Source organism: Hyphomicrobium sp. CS1BSMeth3, assembly GCF_900117415.1.
Lineage (GTDB): Bacteria > Pseudomonadota > Alphaproteobacteria > Rhizobiales > Hyphomicrobiaceae.
Window position 1 is genome coordinate 132167 of the sequence record NZ_FPEI01000003.1, and the last position, 19032, is coordinate 151198.

Consider the following 19032-nt stretch of genomic DNA (forward strand, 5'->3'; position numbering starts at 1 on the left):
CGGCCCGAGCTAATGAGTTCAGCGACCGAGATCGGTGAGCAGGAGCTTCAGCAGCTCTTTCGCATCGGCGCTCTTATTCTCGAATTCCGGCCACGATGTCTTCTTTGCAAGCGCGACCCACTCGTCATATTCCGCCTTCGTGAGCGGGCGGACTTTTGCGCCGGCCTTCTTGAAGGCCTCTTCGGCTGCCTTGACGGCTTCGTCCTGGACGCCGTCGAAGAACTTTTCGCTGGCCGCGGCGCCGGCCTCCAATGCCGCCTTCTGAGCCGGCGTCAGCTTGTCCCAAGTCTTCTTGGAGACGAGCACGGGCTGGAGCAGCATGAACATGGTGTAGTCGCCACCGATCGTAATGTTCTTCGCCTGCTCATAGAGCCGCATGGAGACGAACGTCTCGGCCGACGTCAGCAGCGAATCCAGCACGCCGGACTGCATGGCGCTGTAGACCTCGGAGGAGGGCATGCTCTGGATCGATGCACCGACGCTCTTGAGCATAACCTCGTAGATCGGGTCCGCGGCGCGCATCGAGAGGCCCTTCACCGTCTCCGGCGCGGCAATTTCCCGCGTCTTCGAAGCGAAGCCGCCGGGCGTCCACCACCACGTCAGGATGTGCACGCCGTCCTTGTTGGCGATGGCCTGGAGCTTGTCGCGGAACGCGGACTTCTTGAGCTTCGCAGCTTCGGCGAGGTTGCCGACCGTGCCCGGCAGAATGGTGATCGAATACTCTGGAACCTTTCCAGTCGCGTAGACGAGCGGATAGACCGACATGTCGAGGCTGCCCGACTGCAGCGCGTCGTACTGCGCAACCGTCTTGATGTTCAGCGAAAGGCCCGGATAGATGCGAACCTTCAAGTCGGGGGAGCGCTTCACGGCCTCGTCGACCAGGATGCGCAGCGCGCGATCGCGGGCGTCCGTACCCTGCTTCCACTGATGGGAGGCCCGCATCTCGACAGTCTGCGTCGACGCAGGCCCGGCAATCAGCAGCGAGCTGGCGGCCACTGCGGCCGCCGAGAGAGCTGCACGACGCGTAAGAAGCTTCATATAGGTTTCCTCTCCTGATCTGCGGGCGCGATGGCCCAGCCGTCACCGTCTTGGCTGCAGGTCCGGCGCCACCCTCGTGAGCTGACCGACAAGAGTCAACGCCCACAACGGAAGACCAATATCCCGCTCAATGCAGCCGCATCATGAATTCGTGGCCGGCGATCATCGAAGACCGCTGTCCAGCGAGCCGCTCCGCGCCCGGTTAGCCGGGCCGCTCATCGAAGTGGAATAGCACCCCTCCTGTCCCCTTAGGATGAACGAACCCGATAAGACCCGCACGAGAGCCCGGCCGACCCTTCTTGTCGATAACGGGAACGCCTGCAGCATCGAGGCCGCGAAGAACGGCGTTGATATCGGGCGTCTTCATGGCAACGTGATGGAGGCCGGGCCCGCGCGACGCGACAAACTTCGCGATCGCCCCCTGATCCTGCCGCGTCGTGCCCGCGCTGCCGTGGTCGACTACGCCCCTCTGCTGCGGATTGAAGTTCTGCAGGAACTCGAGATCGGTGTCCCCGACCGTGATGAAGGCAACGCGCAGGCCGCCAACCGGGATCGGAGCCCGCGAGTGATATACCACGCCGTGCTTGTCGGAGGTGAAGCTCTCGACCGGGATCATCACCTCCATGTCCGTCTGCTGGCTTTCGATCGGACAACCGAGCCGATGTGACCACGCGGCAATACCGGTCTGATTATCGGCACTGGCGATGCCCAGATGGTCGAGCCGTTCGATGAGCGGTGCTTTCGCGCGGTCGATGGAAACACGCTCGGTGAGCCACGTCTTGATGCCGGCGGTCTGATCAGGTGAGAGCGCGACACGGCGGCGACCGCCGAGGCCTGTCTCGGGTTTTCCAAAGGCCGACACGCCGGCCTTTTCGGCCACGGCAAGACCATCGTCGATGTGATCGATACCGAGTGCAATATGATGGACGCCGGGCCGCGTTTCGCCGCCGACGCCCGGATGTCCCTGCGGAAAGAGCGCAAGCGCGCTCTCGCCGATCGCGAAGACCGGCAGGCGCTGCCCCGTGCCATCGTCGAGATCATTGCGCTTGAGCCCGAGTTCGCGGCCGAGCACCTGCGCGGTCGTGTCCGTATCGCTCACCACCAGCGCCACATAGGCGAGATCACGTCCCAAACTCATTGCGCTTCCCCTGTCTGTACGATGCTTTTTCCGATCAGGTCGTCGACCTGGGCGTCATTGAAACCGAAGTCCCGGAGCACGGCGGCCGTGTGCTCGCCGAGCAGAGGCGGCGCCGTGCGAACGGTCTCCTTGCCGATGCTGTCGAGCCGCAGCGGGTTCGACATGAGCTTGATGTCGCCGAGCTTGGGATGCGCCACGGTCTCGACCATGCCCCAGTGCTTGACCTGGGCGTCCTCGAAGACGTCGGCCATGTCGTAGATCGGACCGGCTGGCAGACCGAGCTTCACGAGATCCTTCGTCCATTCGAGACGCGTGCGCGAAGCAAACACGGCGTTGAGCCGCCGCTTGATCTCGTCGCGATTGCGCATACGCGCGGTGTTGTCCTTGAATTCCGGGTTCGTTGCGAGCTCGTCGAGCCCCGTCAACGCGCAGAGCTTGCGCCACATGTCGTCGGTCAGCGCGGCCATGTTGAAGGGCCCGTCCTTGGCTTCGAAAGCGCCGTACGGACAGATCACCGGATGGTCGTTGCCGATGCGCTTCGGCGTGTCGCCGAGCGTGAGCTGGCGCTGGCCCTGCACGTTGAGCATGCCGACGAGGCCGGCAAGCAGCGACGTCTCAACGCGCTGCCCTTTGCCGGACGCCATGCGCTCGATGACCGCGGCCTGGATGCCGAGCGCCGTCCACATTCCGGCACACACATCGCCGACCGGGAGGCCGACGCGCACCGGTCCGCTCTCCTGCGTACCGGTTATGCTCATGAAGCCGGACATGCCTTGCGCGATCTGATCGACGCCGGGCCAATCTCCGTAAGGTCCATCGCGGCCAAAGCCGGTGATGTTTGCGTAGATCAGACGCGGGTTCGTCTGTTTGAGCGTGTCATAGCCGAGGCCCATGTCCTCCATGGTGCCGGGCTTGAAGTTCTCGACGAGGATGTCGGACTTGGCCGCCAGCTCCGCGATCAGAGCGATGCCTTCGGGCTTGCGGAAGTCGAGCACAAGACTGCGCTTGTTGCGATGGACGCTCAGGTAATAGACGCTGATGCCGTCGGCGAACGGCCCCCAGGAGCGAATCATCTCACCCTTGGGCGACGGCTCGACCTTCACCACGTCGGCGCCGAGGTCCGCGAGGATCATGGTGCAGTAAGGACCGGCAAGCGCGCGCGACAGGTCCAGAACGCGCAAGCCTTGAAGAGGCAGGGGCAAGGGGAGATCCTCCGTGTGATGGCTGCACGCCGGTCTGCAGCACTTGAGTTCTTTTGTTGGCGCCCGATGCCGCGCGCACCTCTCAGCGTTTGCGCTCGGGATGAAACCAAAGCTCCGCAAAGACATCGCGCTCCAGGTGCTGTGCGGCTTCGCGGCCGTTGTCGGCGAGCTCGCGCACGACGCGTTTGAAGGCGGCAACGCCACGGCGGTTCGCGCCTTCGAACTGCGTGAGGAATTCGACGGCCCTTTCGACGACGTCGCCGCTTGTCAGCTCATCGACGACACCCAAACGATGGGCCTCCTCGGCGCTTATGCGGGCGCCGCTCAGGGCAAAGCGCTTGGCATTCGCGCGGCCGCAGATGCTGAGAAGACGCTCGGTCGCGAACCATCCCGGTAGGATGCCCATGCGGACTTGCGGGAGCGAAAGGTTGGCCGAAAGATGGGCAACCCGGAAATCACAGGCGAGCGCGAGCTCGAAGCCGCCGCCAATGGCGACGCCATTGATGGCGGCCACCGTCGGCACATCCAGCAGATCGAGCTCGTTCAGAACCTCCCGCGCATCGTCGAAAACCGGATTGAGCTCTGCCGGCGAGGCGAACACGGAATAGGCTTTAACATCGCCGCCGCTGCAGAAATGCCGGTCGCCGGCACCGGTCACGATGAGGCCGCTGATCGTCCGATCCTGGCGAACCGCCTCGAGGTGGGTTCGGAATTCGGCGACGGCCTTGGGTCCGAAGGCATTTGCCGCGTAAGGGCGGTCGATCACCAGCACGACGACCGATCCGCGCCGCTCGAAGCGGACATCGGGTTGGCCTTGCTCCTTCTGATCGCCTGAAGTCATGGCGTATCCCCCCTGCTGCGCGGCAGAAGAGCGTGCCTCATCGCCCCGCTCGGTCCCCAGCGCCTGCTATATTGCATACAATCTTTGTTGGATCGTATTACGACGCTGGCGGTGCCGCAAGAGACAACTTCTGCTGCCGTGACGAGGCCACGCCGAAGGCGACGCCCTGCGGGATGGCTCCAGTCGCTCAGGCGGGAGGCAGCACCTTCGTCAGGTGCATGAGATAATCGGCGAAGCTCGGCCGATGCATGTTGAGATGAAGAAGCATCAGGTTTCTCGCGGCGACCTCCTCCCTCGCGAGGATGCTCTCCACGATGAGCGAATGCTCCTTGTGGGATTCCTCGAGCCGCCCGTTCAGGCCGAATATGGAGCGTCGATATGGCTCGAGCCGCAGCCGGATCGACTTCACCTCACGCTCCAGAAACTCGTTCTGAGAGCCCTTGTAGATGGCATTGTGGAATTCGAGATTGCATTTGACGTAGGCGCCCATATCGGAGGCGGAAACGGCATCGGCAGCCTTCCGATGGATCTCCACGATCTCGGCCTTCTCCGTCGGCGCGGCGCGGCGTGCGCACAACTCCGCGGCCATCGCTTCGAGTCCCGACATGACTTCGAACTGCTGGAGATACTGGGCCAGTGTCAGGCGCGCGACGAATACGCCTTGATTGGGCCGCGTCACCACGAGGCCGGATGCCGCCATCCGGCTCAAGGCTTCGCGGATGGGCGTGCGGGAAACGCCGAAGCGCAGGCTGAGCTGACGCTCATCCAGGCGCTGATCCGGCGTAAAAGCACCGCTCACAATGTCGTTTTCGATGGCGACGACGATGTCGGAAATCGAGGTGCGGGCGCGAGAAATGGGCTTCTCTCGTGAACTCATGATAGGCCTCGGGGCCAATTCGCTGCGGTGCCTTAGTCTCTCTGCAGCTAAGGTATCGAACCAAGATTGTATACTATTTCACGTGCGAAGCACACAAACTCCGCGACGGCCGAACCGGCGCTGTCAGGCTTCGAACAAGCAGATGTGATGCCTTGGGCCAGCGCCAGCCTCGCCGCAATTACCCAGTCCTCGGATAAGTTGTCGTCACTCTGCGGCGCAGAGAAAGCATCTGAAATAAGCTGAGACTTCCCGCGACCCCCTCGCATCCAGTCATTCACAATCGATCGAGTGATTCGCGGCCTGTTTGAGACTGCACATTTTATTGCTGAAGAAAGGAATTGGTCATGGCCGACAAGAAGAGCGGGCATTCGCTCACTGACAAGCAGCGCGCCGATCTCAAGTCACTGGCAGACAAGACAGACAGCGCCTATCAGGAGCTGCGGGCTGCGGTTGACGCCGCTGGGCCGGGCTCTGATTTCAGCGCGAGCTGTCGGAGGTGCCCCTCGACGACTGGAGGCCCGATCTGCTCGTCCTTCGAGGGCGACTTCAACGACCTCGATGCGCGCTGCACGCGATCCTTCTGCGGACATCCGTACTGGGCGCACGTCGGCTGAGGCTGAGGTTCAGTCCCAGATCGCTTGAGATCGATCGATAAGCCAGCGAGGGCCTCGCGGCCGCTCGGGACTGGGTGCGGCTGTCTCTGCGCTTGCCGAGAAGGAAGAGAGGGCAACTCACGGCCCGCAAACAATGAGCGAGAAGCGGCGACAATCTGAGCGTCGAGCCTGGGATTTGGCTGGCGGGACCTCCCCCCGCCACACGGGGCCTTATCCGCCGTACTTCGCGAGAAAGGCCTCGACCGAAAGCTGGCGAAAATCTTCCAGCGCGCCATGGAGCTGCTCGTGGCTCCAGTCCCACCATTTGAGTTTCTGGAGGCGTGCTGAAATGGCCGTCTCGAAGCGCGGCCGCATGATTCGCGCCGGAACCCCGGCGACAATGCTGTAGGAAGGCACATCCTTCGTGACGACCGCCCCCGCGGCGATCACCGCACCATCACCGACGGTGCGCCCCGGCAGGATGATCGCGCCATGGCCGATCCACACGTCATGCCCGATCGTCACGGGATGCTCGCGCCGCCAGTCGAAGAACTCCGCTTCGTCCTCCGCTCCCTCGAAATAGGCGCTGGCACGGTATGTGAAGTGGCTCTGAGAGGCCCGCCACATGGGATGGTTGCCAGGATTGATCCGCACCATCGCCGCGATCGAGCAGAATTTTCCAATCGTCGTGTAGATGATGTCGCCGTCATTCACGACGTAGCTGTAGTCGCCGAGCGTCGACTCGACCAGCGAGGTCCGTGCACCGACTTCGGTATAGCGGCCGAGCTTGCTGTCACGAACAGTTGCAGAAGCGTCGATGAAAGGCGCAAGGCCGAGCTTCTTCATGACACCTCGTCACGATTTTAAGAAGAGTCCACGCACGGTCGAACGCTGCATTCGGCCTCCGCCTAACAGCGCCGCATGACAGTTCCATGAACGCTTTGTGCTCTCCAGAAGCGATCCGGTGCACGAAAAGAGCCGCCGCCGCGGAGACGGCTGAAACTGTCATATGACTGCGATGTGAAGCCGCTATGCGCTCGGTCTGCGCGCTGCACGAAGCAGTTCCTCTGCAGGCGATCGACGAGGTCGAACATGATCGTGCTCATAGCCACGGACGCCTGGCATCCGCAGATCAACGGAGTAGTGCGCACGCTCGAGGCGCTGCGACGCAGCCTCACGGAGCGGGGCGTTGTCGTCGAGTTCCTGACCCCCGAGGGCTTCCCGTCGGTTGCCGTTCCCACCTATCCGGGCCTGCGCTGCGCCATTCCGAGCGGACGCGAGATCGCCCGCAGGATCTCGCGCGCGGCGCCCGATGCCGTACATGTTGCGACCGAGGGGCCGATCGGTCTTGCCGTGCGCCGCTATTGCCTCCGCCGCGGCATTCCCTTCACTACAAGCTTCACGACGCGATTTGCCGAGTATATTTCGGCGCGCGTTCCGGTCCCGGTCTCCTGGGGCTACGCGGTGATGCGCCGCTTCCATTCGGCCGCCTCGGCAACGATGGTCTCGACGCCCTCACTCAGGTCCGAGCTCGAGGCGCGCGGCTTCGCCAATCTCTGCATGTGGTCGCGCGGCGTCGATACGGCCCTGTTCCATCCGGCGCGCGCCATAAGGCTTGATCTGCCACGCCCGATTTTCATGAATGTCGGGCGCATCGCCGTCGAGAAAAACCTCGACGCCTTCCTCTCGCTTGATCTGCCGGGAAGCAAGGTCGTCATCGGCCATGGTCCGCAAGAGGCGGAGCTGCGCGCGCGCTACCCCGAGGCCCACTTCCTCGGCGCCATGAGCGGCGAGACACTCGCTTCATATCTTGCCGCTGCCGACGTCTTCGTCTTCCCGAGCCTGACGGACACATTCGGCATTGCGCAGCTCGAGGCGCTCTCATCAGGCGTGCCCGTTGCCGCATTCCCGGTGACCGGCCCGCAAGACGTTATCGGCGATGCCCCGGTCGGCGCGCTCAGCGACGATCTCCGCCAGGCCTGCCTCGATGCCCTGGCGGTTTCACGCACGGCCTGCCGCGAGCACGCGATCGGATTTTCCTGGTCGCGAAGTGCCGCCCAGTTTCTCACGAACCTGAAACCCGTCCACGTGACAGCCGAGCGTGCACAGCTCGTAAAGACCTCCGGCATGCGTGCCGAAGTTGGCGGGCGCTAAGCCCGCGTTTCCCGCGAAGATCCTCACGAACCAGCGACCTTGGAGTAAATGCCGATGACCCGACCCATGGACCGAGAAGGTGTGGTCAAGACCTATGACCGTTGGGCGCCGGTCTATGACCTCGTCTTTGGCACCGTCTTCGAGAAGGCGCGCAAAGCCGCCATCGCAGCCTGCGAAGAGGTCGGCGGCCGCGTTCTGGAAGTCGGCGTCGGCACTGGCATCTCGCTCCCGTACTACTCGAACCGCTGCAGGATCGTCGGCGTCGACATCTCCGGCGCAATGCTTGAGGTCGCCCGCCAGCGCGTGGCAGACCTTCGCATGACGAATGTCGAAGAGCTGGCCATCATGGATGTGCAGGATCTCCAGTACGAGACCGCCTCCTTCGACGTCGTCACCGCACAGTACGTCGTCAACACCGTGCCCGATCCCGAGGCTGCCCTCGACGAGTTCATGCGCGTGCTGAGGCCCGGCGGTGAGCTCATCGTCGTGAACCGGGTCGGCGCCGAAAGCGGGGCGCGGCTCAAGGTCGAAAAGCTGCTGGAGCCCGTCGTCGAGCGCCTCGGCTGGCGTTCGGACTTTCCCTGGGCGCGCTTCGAGAACTGGATGAGCGAGAACGGCAGCGTCGAGCTTGCCGGTCGCCGGCCGCTGCCGCCGCTCGGACATTTCGCGCTCCTGCGCTTTCGCAAAACGGCCGCCGGTTCGCGCACGAAGCGTGAGCTCGTCACAGCCGCATAGGTACGCAGTCGCATTATAGCGTTCTCACGTCCGTTCACAGCAAATGGAGGATCTTGGCCATGGCCGGCTTCATGGAGACACTGCGGGAGCAGAGGTGGGATGACCACCGCTTCTATCATCACAGCCGCATCAATCAGTCACTGCACTTCATCAGCGCGATCAGCTTCCTGGTTGCGTACGGCATGCTCTTCTACGATCCGCCGATGGCGGCACTGATCGCCTGGATCATTGGCATGCTGACGCGCCAGAGCGGCCACTTCTTCTTCGAGCCCAAGGGCTACGACCACGCCAATCAGGTCACCCACGAGCACAAAGAAGAGGTCAAGGTCGGCTACAATCTCTTCCGCAAGGTCATCCTGATGGGGATCTGGGCCTTCCTGCCGCTGGTCGTCATTCTCGATCCGACGGTCGGCGGCCTGCTCGCGCCGTACGAGGGCTGGGTCGGCTTTGCGCGCCATGTCGGCACGATCTGGCTCGCGCTCGGCGTTGCCGGCGTGCTCTTCCGGATGGTGCAGCTTTTCTTCATCCAGGATGTGAAGGCCGGCGTCGTGTGGGTCACGAAGATCCTCACGGACCCCTTCCACGACATCATGATCTACCACAAGGCGCCGCTGGCGCTCATGCGCGGCGAGCTCATTGATCCCGAGATCGCTTCACATCGCCCGCACTGATTGTAGGTGATTGCGCGCTGTTTCCTCCCTCTGTCCACACGGGCAGAGGGAGGCGATCTCAGGCAGTGACGGTTTTCCGCTTCAGGATCCCGAGCTGCCACATCTCGCGAAGCACGCGCCGCTTGATGTTCATCGGTGCGGCATTTGCGTCCTGCCACCACCATCCATCACGCGCCATCTCCTCGGCGGCAGCCACGAACTGGTCGGCGACCGCTGCGAAGTCCTGCGCCGAATAGTTCAGGCTGAAGATGAGACGGCCGCTCCCGACCCAGCTCAAAGCCAGGCCATGCTTGCGCAGGTAATACTGGAACATCCAGTTGTAGCGCGACGGCCGCGTGTAGAGCACCGTCCAGATGGTCGACATGTTGGCGACGGCCAAGGGCACGCCGGCCGCCGCGAGGCGCGCGTTGAGGGCATTCGCGCGGTCGGTCCAAGCCGCGTCGAGATCCTTGTAGATCGCCTGCGTCTGCGGCGCAGAGAAGCGGCGCAGGAATGCATTCATCGCCCCCATCACCTGGGGGTGCGCGTTGAATGTCCCGCGCGCGAGGCAGATGTCGCCGGGACGATCGTCGCGGTAGCGCTTCATGAGATCGCGGCGCCCCGTCAGAACGCCGACCGGAAGCCCACCGCCGAGCGTCTTTCCGTACGTGACCATATCCGCGCGGACGCCGAAATACTCCTGGGAGCCGCCCGGCGCGAGCCGGAAGCCGAGGAAGATGTCGTCGAGGATGAATACGATGCCGCGCTCCGTGCAGACCTCGCGCACCTTGTGCAGCCATTGCGTATAGGCGGCACGATCGAAATGAGCCGCGCGCCCGCTGTCGATCAACGCCGAGTCGCCGGGCGGGCTCGCATTCGGATGCATGGCCTGAATGGGATTGACCAGCACGCAGGCGATATCGCGACGACGGCGCAGCACCTTGAGCGTTGCTTCCGACATCTCGGCCAGCGTGTAGGTGGATCGCGCCCGCTCGGGGTTGCCGACACCCGGCTGCACATCGCCCCACCAGCCATGATAGGCGCCGCTGAAGCGCACGAGATGCGAGCGGCCCGTATGATAGCGGGCGAGGCGCACGGCCTGCATGACCGCCTCGGTGCCCGACATGTGGAAGGACACCTCGTCCAGGCCCGAGATCTCCTTGATGCGCGCGATGTTCTCGGCAATGACCGGATGATAGAGGCCGAGGACCGGTCCGAGCGCGCCGACGCGCGCGGCCCCTTCCTCCAGGCACTGCTTGTAGAAGTCGTAGCCGAAGACGTTCACGCCGTAGGATCCGGCGAGGTCATAGTAAAGATTGCCGTCGACATCGGTGAGCGTCACGCCGCTCGATGCCTCGAGAAAGGGCCCCGCGCCGAGATGCTCACGCACCATCCGGCTGAACGGAAAAGGCACCCGATAGGTATCGGTGAACTGCATGTCGGACAGCGCGCCCTTGACCTCCGCCTTGAGCGCGATAGTGCGGGGATAGCGCGCCTTATAATCCTCCGCGAGCCCGTGGAAGGCCTGCCGCCGTCGCGCGGCGACGTCCGCCGGTGCATCGTCGCTGTCGAAAAAGCGCTCGTCGCCGAACTCATAGTGCGGAATAAGCGAGGCGACGCGCCGCGACATGCGAACATGCCCGGTCAGCGACGGGTGCTTGGCACGGGACAGCTCGAGACGCGTTTTGGCCTTGGCTGCCGCGGAGGTGAGCGCGGCGGCACCGATGCCGCCAAGCGCCAGGGTCATAAGACTCAGTTCCATGACAGCCGACCGAATCTCAAGACGAATACAGGATGATGACAATGCGCACGCTACTGGCGCGCCTCACCGATAACGACGGTCTGAACTACCTCCTCACGAACAGGATTCCGCGGCGATCTCTCACGCGATTCGTCGGCTGGCTGGCCAAAATCGAGCAGCCCCTCGTGCGCGATCTCTCCATCGCACTCTGGCGCCAGTTTTCCGACCTCGATCTCAGCGAGGCCCGGAAGACGAAATTCCGCAGTCTGCACGACTGCTTCATCCGCGAGCTCAAGGATGGGGCGCGCCCCATCGATCCGCGCCCTGACATCCTCACCAGCCCATGCGACGCCATCGTCGGCGCGAACGGCCGGGTTGTCGACGGCGTCATGTTGCAGGTCAAGGGCTCGACCTATGCACTCGAGGAGCTCGTTCGAGACCCGGATCTCGTCGCTGCCTACCGCAACGGCATGTACGTCACCCTGCGCCTGACGGCGAGCATGTACCATCGCTTCCACGCGCCGCACGACTGCCGCGTCGAGCAGGTCCATCACATCGCCGGCGACACCTGGAATGTGAATCCGCCGACGCTCAAGCGGCAGAACCGCGTTTTCTGCCGCAACGAGCGCGCCGTTCTGCGCCTAAGTCTCGACGCATCGGGACACCGGATCGCGCTTGTTCCCGTTGCTGCCATTCTCGTCGCTGGCTTGAAACTCCGCTTCATGGATATGCCGACGGACCGCCAACACGCCGCGCCCTGGGTGCGCGACTGCGATGTCCACCTCGCAAAAGGCGAGGAAATGGGATGGTTCGAGCACGGCTCGACGATCATCGTTCTCGCGCCGCCGGGGTTCCAGCTCGCCCCCTCGATCGTCGACGGAAACACCGTTCGCATGGGCGAGCCGCTGATGCTTCTACCCTCGTAAATTGACCGCTGTGCGCGGTGTCACAAAAGCTTTAAGTGCGCCATCTAAGAGCACGGGCCATGCCCGAAGCTCAACGGATTCATGATCACCCGGATGCGCGTGTCGTCAGTGCGCGTCAGGAGCTTATGGAGATCTGCGCGCACGCGACCGAGGCGGAGCTCACATCGGCGATCGATGCGCTCGATCCTCGGCCCGAAGCCACGGACATCCGCCCCGCCGAAACCGGTCTCGTGATGTTGCGCGGCCGGATCGGCGGCAGCGGCGCCCCTTTCAATTTCGGAGAGGCGACGGTCACCCGCGCGGCCGTGCGCCTCGGCACCGGCGAAACGGGCTTTTCCTATCTCCTCGGCCGCTCGAAGACGCGGGCGCGCCTCGCTGCCGTTCTGGAAGCTGCGGGCCAGCGTCCCGAATATCGCCGATCGATCGTTCAGCATCTCGTTCGCCCGGTCGCCGAGCGGCTGGAGAGCGAGCGACGCGCCACGCGCGAAGAGGCGGAGGCGACGCGCGTCGAGTTCTTCACACTCGTCCGCGGCGAGGACTGATCCGATGAGCGTCGAGGCAATCGAGCGCGGCTTCGCTGATCCAGTGCATGACGCGCAGAAGGTTTTCCGTGCCGCGCTGGATGCCATGGCGCATCCTGGGCGCATCGCGCGGCTTGCTTCTTCGCTCACGCCGCCATCGCCGCTGCTCGGCACGTCCGCAAGCCTGCTGCTTGCCCTCGCCGACTACGAGACATCGATCTGGCTCGACGACACGCTTTCCGAAAACCCGGCCGTCAGCGATTTCCTGCGCTTCCACACCGGTGCGCGCCTCACGCGCCAGCGCCGCGAGGCCGACTTCGCCGTCATCGCCGCGCCCGCCGACATGCCGGCGCTCGCGACTTTCGCCGAGGGAACGCCCGAGTATCCCGATCGCTCGACGACGCTGATCGTGCAGGTCGAAGCGCTTGCCAATCACGGCTGGCACTTCAGCGGCCCCGGCATCCGCGAGCGCATGGCCTTCAGCGCCGCGCCAGTACCCGCCGATTTCCCGCAGCAGCTCGCCGCCAACCGCGCGCACTTTCCGCGCGGCGTCGATCTCATCTTTGTTACCTCCGTGGAGCTCGCGGCTCTGCCGAGAAGCACCAGGATCGTGGAGAGCGCCTGAATGTACGTCGCCGTCAAGGGAGGCGAGAGCGCCATCGCGGCAGCTCACACGTTGCTCGCGAAGGAGCGGCGTGGCGATCCTGCCGTTCCCGAGCTCACCACCGAGCAGATCCGCGAGCAACTCACGCTTGCCGTCGACCGCGTGATGTCCGAGGGCTCGCTCTATGATCGCGATCTCGCCGCGTTGGCCATCAAGCAGGCACGTGGCGATTTGATCGAAGCGATCTTCCTCGTGCGCGCCTATCGCTCCACGCTGCCGCGCTTCGGTTATGCCGAGCCAATCGAGACGAGCGCGATGACGATCCGCCGCCGGATCTCGGCGACGTTCAAGGATCTGCCCGGTGGCCAGGTCCTGGGTCCGACGTTCGACTACACGCATCGTTTGCTCGACGACAGCCTCAATGGCGGCGCCGCCGGCACGCCCTCATCCCCGGCCCGCAAGCCGGTCTCGGAGGATGCAAAGGTCCCGCACGTGGCCGATCTGCTCGGGCATCAGGGGCTCATCGAGCCGAACCCGGAGACGGAGAGCGCCGCGCCTGTCGGCGACCTGACGCGCGATCCCCTCTCCTTTCCCGCCGAGCGCGACCTGCGACTTCAGTCGCTCGCGCGCGGCGATGAAGGCCTTCTGCTCGCGCTCGGCTACTCGACGCAGCGCGGATATGGCCGCACGCACCCCTTTGCGGGCGAGATCCGCCTAGGTGAGGTCGAGGTCCACCTGGCCCCGGAAGAGCTCGGCTTCGAGGTGCCGCTCGGCACGATCACCGTCACGGAATGCGAGATGGTGAACCAGTTCAAAGGGAGCGCCGAGAGCCCGCCGCAGTTCACGCGCGGCTATGGGCTCGCATTCGGTCATTGCGAGCGCAAAACCATGTCCATGGCGCTGGTCGACCGCGCGCTCCGCGCACGCGAGCTCGGCGAGGAGATCGTCGCGCCGGCCCAGGACGAGGAATTCGTTCTCTCGCACGCCGACAACGTGCAGGCGACCGGCTTCGTCGAGCATCTGAAGCTGCCGCACTACGTCGATTTCCAGGCCGAGTTGCAGCTCGTCCGCCAGATGCGGCGCGAGTGGGAAGACGCGCAACGCAAGGAGGCGGCGGAATGAGCGACGCGGCCACCTATAACTTCGGCTACCTCGACGAGCAGACCAAGCGCATGATCCGCCGCGCGCTCCTGAAGGCAATGGCCATCCCCGGCTATCAGGTGCCCTTCGCGAGCCGCGAAATGCCGATGCCTTACGGCTGGGGAACAGGCGGCGTTCAGGTGACGGCGTCGGTGCTCGGCGCCGACGATACGCTGAAGGTCATCGACCAGGGCGCCGACGACACGACGAACGCCGTGTCGATCCGCAAGTTCTTCGAGCGCACGGCCGGCATCGCGACGACGACGCACACGAGCGAAGCAACGGTCATCCAGACGCGCCATCGCATTCCCGAAGCGCCGCTTCGCGAAGGCCAGATCCTTGTCTATCAGGTGCCGATCCCGGAGCCGCTCCGCTTCCTGGAGCCGCGCGAGACCGAAACGCGCCGCCTGCACGCGCTCGAGGATTACGGCCTCATGCAGGTCAAGCTCTACGAGGACATCGCGCGCCACGGCCATATTGCGACGACCTACGCCTACCCGGTGAAGGTCGACGGCCGCTACATCATGGATCCCTCGCCGACGCCGAAGTTCGACAACCCGAAAATGGACATGTGTCCGGCGATCCAGCTCTTCGGCGCGGGCCGCGAGAAGCGCATCTATGCGCTACCGCCCTATACGAAGGTCGTGAGCCTCGATTTCGAGGATCACCCTTTCGAGCGAACCAAGTTCGATCGCGGCTGCGCACTCTGCGGATCCGAGGGCATCTACCTCGACGAGGTCGTCACCGACGATCGCGGCGGCCGCATGTTCGTCTGCTCCGACACCGACTTCTGCGAGAGCCAGCGCGCAGCTCCCAGCGAGGCCGGCCACGGCCTTCACGAGGTGCCACGATGAGCGCGCAGGACGACCGCCCGCTGCTCGTCGCCGAAGGGCTCTCGAAGCACTACGGGCCCCATCTCGGCTGCGCCGATGTATCGCTGGATATCCACGAGGGCGAGGTCGTCGCCGTCGTCGGCGAGTCGGGATCGGGCAAGTCGACGCTGCTCGGGCTGCTCTCGACCCAGCTTCTGCCGAGTGCCGGAAGCGTGCGCTACCGGATGCGCGACGGCGAGGAGCGAGATCTTTTCGCGCTTGGAGAAGCCGAGCGGCGCTTCCTGCTCCGTACGGATTGGGGATTTGTCCACCAGGATGCGCGGCTCGGTCTTCGCATGGGCGTCTCGGCCGGCGGCAACGTCGGTGAGCGGCTTATGGCCACCGGCTGGCGGCACTATGGCCGCATTCGTGCCGAGGCCGAGCAGTGGCTCGAGCGCGTCGAGATCGCGCGCGACCGCATCGACGATCGGCCGGATACGTTCTCCGGCGGCATGCGGCAGCGTCTCCAGATCGCCAAGAACATGGTGACGCGTCCACGGCTCATTTTCATGGACGAGCCGACAGGCGGTCTCGACGTCTCCGTGCAGGCGCGCCTGCTCGACCTCATCCGCAGCTTCGTCGGCGACTATGGCCTCGCCGCCGTGATCGTGACGCACGATCTCGCAGTCGCGCGGCTGCTCTCCCACCGCATTGTCGTCATGCGCCACGGCCGCGTTATCGAGACGGGCCTCACCGACCAGGTGCTCGACGATCCGCGCGAGCCTTACACGCAGCTCCTCGTTGCCTCGATCCTTCAGGCATGACCGCCATGTCCCTCGATCGCGAAATGATCCGCCTCGATGCCGTCACCAAGACGTTCGTGATGCATCTGCGCGGCGGCGCGCGGCTGCCGGTCGTGAACAATGTCGCGTTCGCGGTTCGCGGCGGCGAATGTGTCGTGCTCGGCGGTCCCTCGGGCACGGGCAAGTCGTCGATCCTCAAAATGATCTACGGCAACTACCGCGCGGACGGCGGCCGCATCGACATCAACGGCCCCACGGGCTGGGTGGATATTGCGCGCGCCGTGCCACGCGCGGTGCTCACGCTCCGCCAGAGCACGATCGGCTATGTGAGCCAGTTTCTTCGCGTGATCCCGCGCATTGGCGCCCTCGACATCGTCGCCTCCTCGGCGCGCGAGATCGGTCTCGATGAGCCGGCTGCACGTGCCAAGGCGGCTTCCTTGCTCGAAAGGCTCAATGTGCCGGAGCGCCTCTGGCACCTCCCGCCGGCGACATTCTCCGGCGGCGAGCAGCAGCGCATCAACATTGCGCGCGGATTTGCGGCCGAGCGGCCCATTCTTCTTCTGGACGAGCCGACCGCCTCGCTCGATGGCGCGAACCGCGCCGCCGTCGTCGAACTGATCGAAGCGCGCAAACGCGCCGGTGCGGCCCTTCTCGGCATCTTCCACGATGAGGATGTCCGCGATCGTGTTGCCGACCGCGTCATCGACGTCACCAAGTTTGCACCTGAGGCCTCAGCCCGATGACCCGCGATCTCGTTTTCGCCAATGCCAAAGTGGCCCTCGCCGATGAGATCATCGAGGGGTGGGTGGCGGTTCGCGACGGCGTGATCGTCGAGATCGGCCGCGGTGCCGCGCCCCGCGACAGCATCGACGTGTCCGGCGATCTTGTCATTCCTGGCCTCATCGAACTGCATACCGATCACCTCGAGACCCACCTGAAGCCGCGTCCGAAGGTTCATTGGCCTGAGGCCTCAGCGATCATGGCATTCGACGCTCAGATCGCGGCGTCCGGCATCACGACGGTTTTCGATTGCATCCGCGCGGGCCGCGATGTCGACTATGCGCCGCAGGCCAACGAGATCGTCTCGGTCATCGGGAGCCTCGCGCAGGCACGTGAGCGCGACCTGCTCCGCGCCGACCACCGCCTGCACCTGAGGTGCGAGCTGACCGCCGATGGCGTGCTGGAGGAAGCTGAAGCCGCCATGGGACGGCACCGCGTCGATCTCATTTCGCTCATGGACCACACGCCGGGCGCGCGCCAGTTCGCGAGCCTCGATGCCTGGCGCACCTACTACGGTGGGAAGTCGGGCTTTCCGCCCGACCAGTTGGACCGGCTGATCGAGACGAAGCGCGTCATGCACGAGCGCAACTACAAGCGCCATCGCGCGTGCATCGTCGCTCTGGCGCGCGAGCGCGGTGTCGTACTCGCGAGCCACGACGACACGACGCCCGCGCACGTGGACGAATCCATCACCGATCGCGTGGCCATAGCGGAGTTTCCGACCTCCCTCGAAGCCGCGCGCCTCTCGCACGAGGCCGGGATCGATGTCCTGATGGGCGCGCCCAATGTCGTCCGTGGCGGCTCGCATTCGGGCAATGTCGCAGCGGAGGCGCTCGCGCGCGCCGGCCACCTCGATATCCTGTCCTCGGACTACGTGCCGGCGAGCCTGCTCTTCGGCGCTTTCGAGCTGGCCCGGCGCATCGAGGGCTTCGGCCTCGCCAAGGCATTGCGCACCGTGACGCTCAATCCGGCCCGTGCCGCAAGCCTCGAAGATCGCGGTGAGATTGCCGAAGGCAAGCGCGCCGATCTCGTGCGCGTTCGTCTGGTCGATGGCCAGCCCGTTGTCCGCGAGGTCTATCGGGAGGGGCGGCGTGTCTCTTGATGCGCGAGAAGGCGCTCGGGTTTCTTCTCCGCTCGGGCCCGGTGTTCTGGCGCTCATCGTCGGCGCGAGCGGCGTCGGCAAGGATGCGCTGATCGTCGGCGCGCGCTCGATCCTTGCGGACGACAGCCGCTTTGTCTTTCCCGAGCGCACGATCACGCGTCCACCCCACGGCTCGGAAAAGCACATCCCCATAAGCGATGCGGAATTCGCCAAGGCCGCACAGGAGGGGCAGTTCGCACTCACCTGGGAAGCGCACGGGCTAAGCTACGCCGTGCCGGCAAGCATCGACGAGATGATCGGGCGCGGACAGACGGTGATCGTCAACAGCTCGCGCGCCATCACGGGCGCCGCAAGACAGCGCTATGCCCAGGTCCACCTCGTCCTGATCGAGTGTCCCCTCGCGGTCCGTGCCGAGCGACTGGCGCAGCGTGGACGCGAGCCCGCGGAAAGCGTTCAGGCGCGTCTCATGCGCAAGGTCTCTGATTTCGACCCGGGCGAGGCTGACGTGCGGATCGATAACTCCGGCACACTCGCCGATGGCGTGGCTGCACTCGTCGCCGCCTTGCGGTCTTTCCCTGGTCGCCCCTAAGGCCCAAAACTGATTGCCGGAACATCGGCGCGGAGCGCGAACCGCTCGAGCAGAACGAACCTGCTCTCTCGCGTGGGCTGAACGAGCACTGAAATCGCATCGATCCAGACTGCCGCACGCGTACGGCGATGAAGGTCCTGCAGCGCCTCCAGCACCTGCGGCTGAAGTGATTTCGGGATCGATCCCGTGAGCGTCATGTGGAAGCGGAAGTCGTCGAAAACATAAGGATAGCCCCAGCGATCGAGATGCTCATGCTGGCGCTGCGTGAGCACCTGAGAGAGGCGCCGAGCGCGATCCGCATCGTCGAGCGGTGCGCGAAAATCATCGAACTCCCGCACACACGCAGCCGCCAGCCGATTGAGCTCGGCATCCTCGGCGAGCGGACGCAGCGCCACAAAACTACCCAGGGATGCGACTTCCAGCGCCGGTAAGTAGATCGGCGCCCAATGTCGGCTCAGCTCTGCGGCGCGCTCCAAGAGGGCGTGTTCCGTCATTCCGGGGGCGAGCGCGAACGGCGCCTTCAGAGTGCCATGAAATCCGTAACGGGCAGGCGTTTCCTGAGCGCGCACGAACCACGGCTCGTGCCACAACCCGTGCTTGGGATAGGCGGCAGCCCCACGCGTCGCGGCATCATAGCCAAGCACAGAGCACCCGAAGCGCCAGAGAGTTGTCTCCGGCGGCGGTGTGAAATAGATCGCGTAGCGCATCGTGCGGAATGCTAGCCGGCTGCGGCAACAGGTTTGTGACAATCTGGCGCGGCGCCGGTTGAGATGTAATCGGCGGATG

General features: G+C 64.6%; 21 protein-coding genes. 13 read left to right on the forward strand and 8 right to left on the reverse strand.

Annotated elements, in window-relative coordinates:
• Window positions 1–18 precede the first annotated feature (18 nt).
• The 5 genes from dctP to CS1BSM3_RS02290 all read right to left on the reverse strand — a co-directional run bounded on the left by dctP (window position 19) and on the right by CS1BSM3_RS02290 (window position 5096).
• Window positions 19–1038 (reverse strand): TRAP transporter substrate-binding protein DctP, encoded by a 1020-nt coding sequence (gene dctP / locus CS1BSM3_RS02270; RefSeq protein WP_072385353.1) that lies wholly within the window; start codon window positions 1036–1038, stop codon window positions 19–21.
• Window positions 1039–1240: 202 nt separating this feature from the next.
• Window positions 1241–2176 carry a VOC family protein gene (locus CS1BSM3_RS02275; protein WP_083528169.1) on the reverse strand — a complete coding sequence of 312 codons (936 nt, stop codon included), beginning with the start codon at window positions 2174–2176 and terminating at the stop codon, window positions 1241–1243.
• Complete coding sequence (locus CS1BSM3_RS02280; RefSeq protein WP_072385355.1) at window positions 2173–3378, reverse strand: CaiB/BaiF CoA transferase family protein; 1206 nt, start codon at window positions 3376–3378, stop codon at window positions 2173–2175. The genes CS1BSM3_RS02275 and CS1BSM3_RS02280 overlap by 4 nt, the downstream gene beginning before the upstream one ends.
• Before the next feature lie 82 nt (window positions 3379–3460).
• The gene (locus CS1BSM3_RS02285) at window positions 3461–4219 is read right to left on the reverse strand and encodes an enoyl-CoA hydratase/isomerase family protein (protein ID WP_072385356.1); all 759 of its coding nucleotides are present in this window, start codon (window positions 4217–4219) and stop codon (window positions 3461–3463) included.
• 187 nt (window positions 4220–4406) lie between these two features.
• Window positions 4407–5096, reverse strand: a complete 690-nt coding sequence (locus CS1BSM3_RS02290; RefSeq protein WP_072385357.1) for a GntR family transcriptional regulator — start codon at window positions 5094–5096, stop codon at window positions 4407–4409.
• Between the two features lie 344 nt (window positions 5097–5440).
• Here CS1BSM3_RS02290 and CS1BSM3_RS02295 point away from each other — a divergent pair, with 344 nt between their 5' ends.
• Window positions 5441–5710: a hypothetical protein gene (locus tag CS1BSM3_RS02295; RefSeq protein WP_072385358.1), complete on the forward strand. Its 270-nt coding sequence runs from the start codon at window positions 5441–5443 to the stop codon at window positions 5708–5710.
• 210 nt (window positions 5711–5920) lie between these two features.
• Here the strand turns inward: CS1BSM3_RS02295 and CS1BSM3_RS02300 are convergent, their stop codons facing one another.
• Entirely contained in the window at window positions 5921–6535 is a 615-nt protein-coding gene (locus CS1BSM3_RS02300; protein ID WP_072385359.1) for a DapH/DapD/GlmU-related protein, read from the reverse strand.
• A 246-nt stretch (window positions 6536–6781) separates the two neighbouring features.
• Between CS1BSM3_RS02300 and CS1BSM3_RS02305 the strand changes: the two genes are divergently transcribed.
• The 3 genes from CS1BSM3_RS02305 to CS1BSM3_RS02315 are packed head-to-tail and all read left to right on the forward strand — an operon-like array spanning window position 6782 to window position 9249.
• Window positions 6782–7843, forward strand: coding sequence for a glycosyltransferase family 4 protein (locus CS1BSM3_RS02305; protein WP_072385360.1), 1062 nt, complete (start codon window positions 6782–6784; stop codon window positions 7841–7843).
• A gap of 48 nt (window positions 7844–7891) precedes the next feature.
• Window positions 7892–8578, forward strand: a complete 687-nt coding sequence (locus CS1BSM3_RS02310; RefSeq protein WP_072385361.1) for a class I SAM-dependent methyltransferase — start codon at window positions 7892–7894, stop codon at window positions 8576–8578.
• 59 nt (window positions 8579–8637) lie between these two features.
• The gene (locus CS1BSM3_RS02315) at window positions 8638–9249 is read left to right on the forward strand and encodes a hypothetical protein (protein ID WP_072385362.1); all 612 of its coding nucleotides are present in this window, start codon (window positions 8638–8640) and stop codon (window positions 9247–9249) included.
• Between the two features lie 58 nt (window positions 9250–9307).
• Here CS1BSM3_RS02315 and CS1BSM3_RS02320 read toward each other — a convergent pair whose 3' ends face one another.
• Entirely contained in the window at window positions 9308–10975 is a 1668-nt protein-coding gene (locus CS1BSM3_RS02320; RefSeq protein WP_244540404.1) for an aminotransferase class III-fold pyridoxal phosphate-dependent enzyme, read from the reverse strand.
• Window positions 10976–11025: 50 nt separating this feature from the next.
• Here CS1BSM3_RS02320 and asd point away from each other — a divergent pair, with 50 nt between their 5' ends.
• The 9 genes from asd to phnN are packed head-to-tail and all read left to right on the forward strand — an operon-like array spanning window position 11026 to window position 18246.
• Window positions 11026–11895, forward strand: a complete 870-nt coding sequence (gene asd / locus CS1BSM3_RS02325) for an archaetidylserine decarboxylase (protein WP_072385707.1) — start codon at window positions 11026–11028, stop codon at window positions 11893–11895.
• A 59-nt stretch (window positions 11896–11954) separates the two neighbouring features.
• Complete coding sequence (gene phnG, locus CS1BSM3_RS02330; protein WP_072385364.1) at window positions 11955–12437, forward strand: phosphonate C-P lyase system protein PhnG; 483 nt, start codon at window positions 11955–11957, stop codon at window positions 12435–12437.
• A gap of 4 nt (window positions 12438–12441) precedes the next feature.
• Window positions 12442–13041 carry a phosphonate C-P lyase system protein PhnH gene (gene phnH / locus CS1BSM3_RS02335; protein WP_072385365.1) on the forward strand — a complete coding sequence of 200 codons (600 nt, stop codon included), beginning with the start codon at window positions 12442–12444 and terminating at the stop codon, window positions 13039–13041.
• A complete protein-coding gene (locus CS1BSM3_RS02340) occupies window positions 13042–14142 on the forward strand; it encodes a carbon-phosphorus lyase complex subunit (RefSeq protein WP_072385366.1) in 1101 nt (366 codons plus the stop codon).
• Window positions 14139–15014, forward strand: a complete 876-nt coding sequence (locus tag CS1BSM3_RS02345) for an alpha-D-ribose 1-methylphosphonate 5-phosphate C-P-lyase PhnJ (protein WP_072385367.1) — start codon at window positions 14139–14141, stop codon at window positions 15012–15014. The genes CS1BSM3_RS02340 and CS1BSM3_RS02345 overlap by 4 nt, the downstream gene beginning before the upstream one ends.
• Window positions 15011–15796: a phosphonate C-P lyase system protein PhnK gene (gene phnK, locus CS1BSM3_RS02350; protein WP_072385368.1), complete on the forward strand. Its 786-nt coding sequence runs from the start codon at window positions 15011–15013 to the stop codon at window positions 15794–15796. The genes CS1BSM3_RS02345 and phnK overlap by 4 nt, the downstream gene beginning before the upstream one ends.
• Window positions 15797–15801: 5 nt before the next feature.
• Window positions 15802–16518 (forward strand): phosphonate C-P lyase system protein PhnL, encoded by a 717-nt coding sequence (phnL, locus tag CS1BSM3_RS02355; protein ID WP_143149064.1) that lies wholly within the window; start codon window positions 15802–15804, stop codon window positions 16516–16518.
• Window positions 16515–17657 (forward strand): alpha-D-ribose 1-methylphosphonate 5-triphosphate diphosphatase, encoded by a 1143-nt coding sequence (locus tag CS1BSM3_RS02360; protein WP_072385370.1) that lies wholly within the window; start codon window positions 16515–16517, stop codon window positions 17655–17657. The genes phnL and CS1BSM3_RS02360 overlap by 4 nt, the downstream gene beginning before the upstream one ends.
• Complete coding sequence (phnN, locus tag CS1BSM3_RS02365; RefSeq protein WP_072385371.1) at window positions 17647–18246, forward strand: phosphonate metabolism protein/1,5-bisphosphokinase (PRPP-forming) PhnN; 600 nt, start codon at window positions 17647–17649, stop codon at window positions 18244–18246. Before CS1BSM3_RS02360 ends, phnN begins: the two co-directional genes overlap by 11 nt.
• Here phnN and CS1BSM3_RS02370 read toward each other — a convergent pair.
• The gene (locus CS1BSM3_RS02370) at window positions 18243–18953 is read right to left on the reverse strand and encodes a DUF1045 domain-containing protein (RefSeq protein ID WP_072385372.1); all 711 of its coding nucleotides are present in this window, start codon (window positions 18951–18953) and stop codon (window positions 18243–18245) included. The genes phnN and CS1BSM3_RS02370 overlap by 4 nt on opposite strands.
• Window positions 18954–19032 lie beyond the last annotated feature (79 nt).

Bases quoted from the DNA above. Each gene is read 5' to 3' on its own strand.
- CS1BSM3_RS02315 (WP_072385362.1), top strand. From the start codon at position 8,638: ATGGCCGGCTTCATGGAGACACTGCGGGAGCAGAGGTGGGATGACCAC.
- CS1BSM3_RS02370 (WP_072385372.1), bottom strand. From the start codon at position 18,953: ATGCGCTACGCGATCTATTTCACACCGCCGCCGGAGACAACTCTCTGG.
- CS1BSM3_RS02295 (WP_072385358.1), top strand. From the start codon at position 5,441: ATGGCCGACAAGAAGAGCGGGCATTCGCTCACTGACAAGCAGCGCGCC.
- CS1BSM3_RS02300 (WP_072385359.1), bottom strand. From the start codon at position 6,535: ATGAAGAAGCTCGGCCTTGCGCCTTTCATCGACGCTTCTGCAACTGTT.
- phnL (WP_143149064.1), top strand. From the start codon at position 15,802: ATGTCCCTCGATCGCGAAATGATCCGCCTCGATGCCGTCACCAAGACG.
- phnG (WP_072385364.1), top strand. From the start codon at position 11,955: ATGCCCGAAGCTCAACGGATTCATGATCACCCGGATGCGCGTGTCGTC.
- phnH (WP_072385365.1), top strand. From the start codon at position 12,442: ATGAGCGTCGAGGCAATCGAGCGCGGCTTCGCTGATCCAGTGCATGAC.
- dctP (WP_072385353.1), bottom strand. From the start codon at position 1,038: ATGAAGCTTCTTACGCGTCGTGCAGCTCTCTCGGCGGCCGCAGTGGCC.
- CS1BSM3_RS02285 (WP_072385356.1), bottom strand. From the start codon at position 4,219: ATGACTTCAGGCGATCAGAAGGAGCAAGGCCAACCCGATGTCCGCTTC.
- CS1BSM3_RS02345 (WP_072385367.1), top strand. From the start codon at position 14,139: ATGAGCGACGCGGCCACCTATAACTTCGGCTACCTCGACGAGCAGACC.
- CS1BSM3_RS02320 (WP_244540404.1), bottom strand. From the start codon at position 10,975: ATGACCCTGGCGCTTGGCGGCATCGGTGCCGCCGCGCTCACCTCCGCG.
- asd (WP_072385707.1), top strand. From the start codon at position 11,026: ATGACAATGCGCACGCTACTGGCGCGCCTCACCGATAACGACGGTCTG.
- phnK (WP_072385368.1), top strand. From the start codon at position 15,011: ATGAGCGCGCAGGACGACCGCCCGCTGCTCGTCGCCGAAGGGCTCTCG.
- CS1BSM3_RS02310 (WP_072385361.1), top strand. From the start codon at position 7,892: ATGCCGATGACCCGACCCATGGACCGAGAAGGTGTGGTCAAGACCTAT.
- CS1BSM3_RS02340 (WP_072385366.1), top strand. From the start codon at position 13,042: ATGTACGTCGCCGTCAAGGGAGGCGAGAGCGCCATCGCGGCAGCTCAC.
- CS1BSM3_RS02275 (WP_083528169.1), bottom strand. From the start codon at position 2,176: ATGAGTTTGGGACGTGATCTCGCCTATGTGGCGCTGGTGGTGAGCGAT.
- CS1BSM3_RS02305 (WP_072385360.1), top strand. From the start codon at position 6,782: ATGATCGTGCTCATAGCCACGGACGCCTGGCATCCGCAGATCAACGGA.
- CS1BSM3_RS02360 (WP_072385370.1), top strand. From the start codon at position 16,515: ATGACCCGCGATCTCGTTTTCGCCAATGCCAAAGTGGCCCTCGCCGAT.
- CS1BSM3_RS02290 (WP_072385357.1), bottom strand. From the start codon at position 5,096: ATGAGTTCACGAGAGAAGCCCATTTCTCGCGCCCGCACCTCGATTTCC.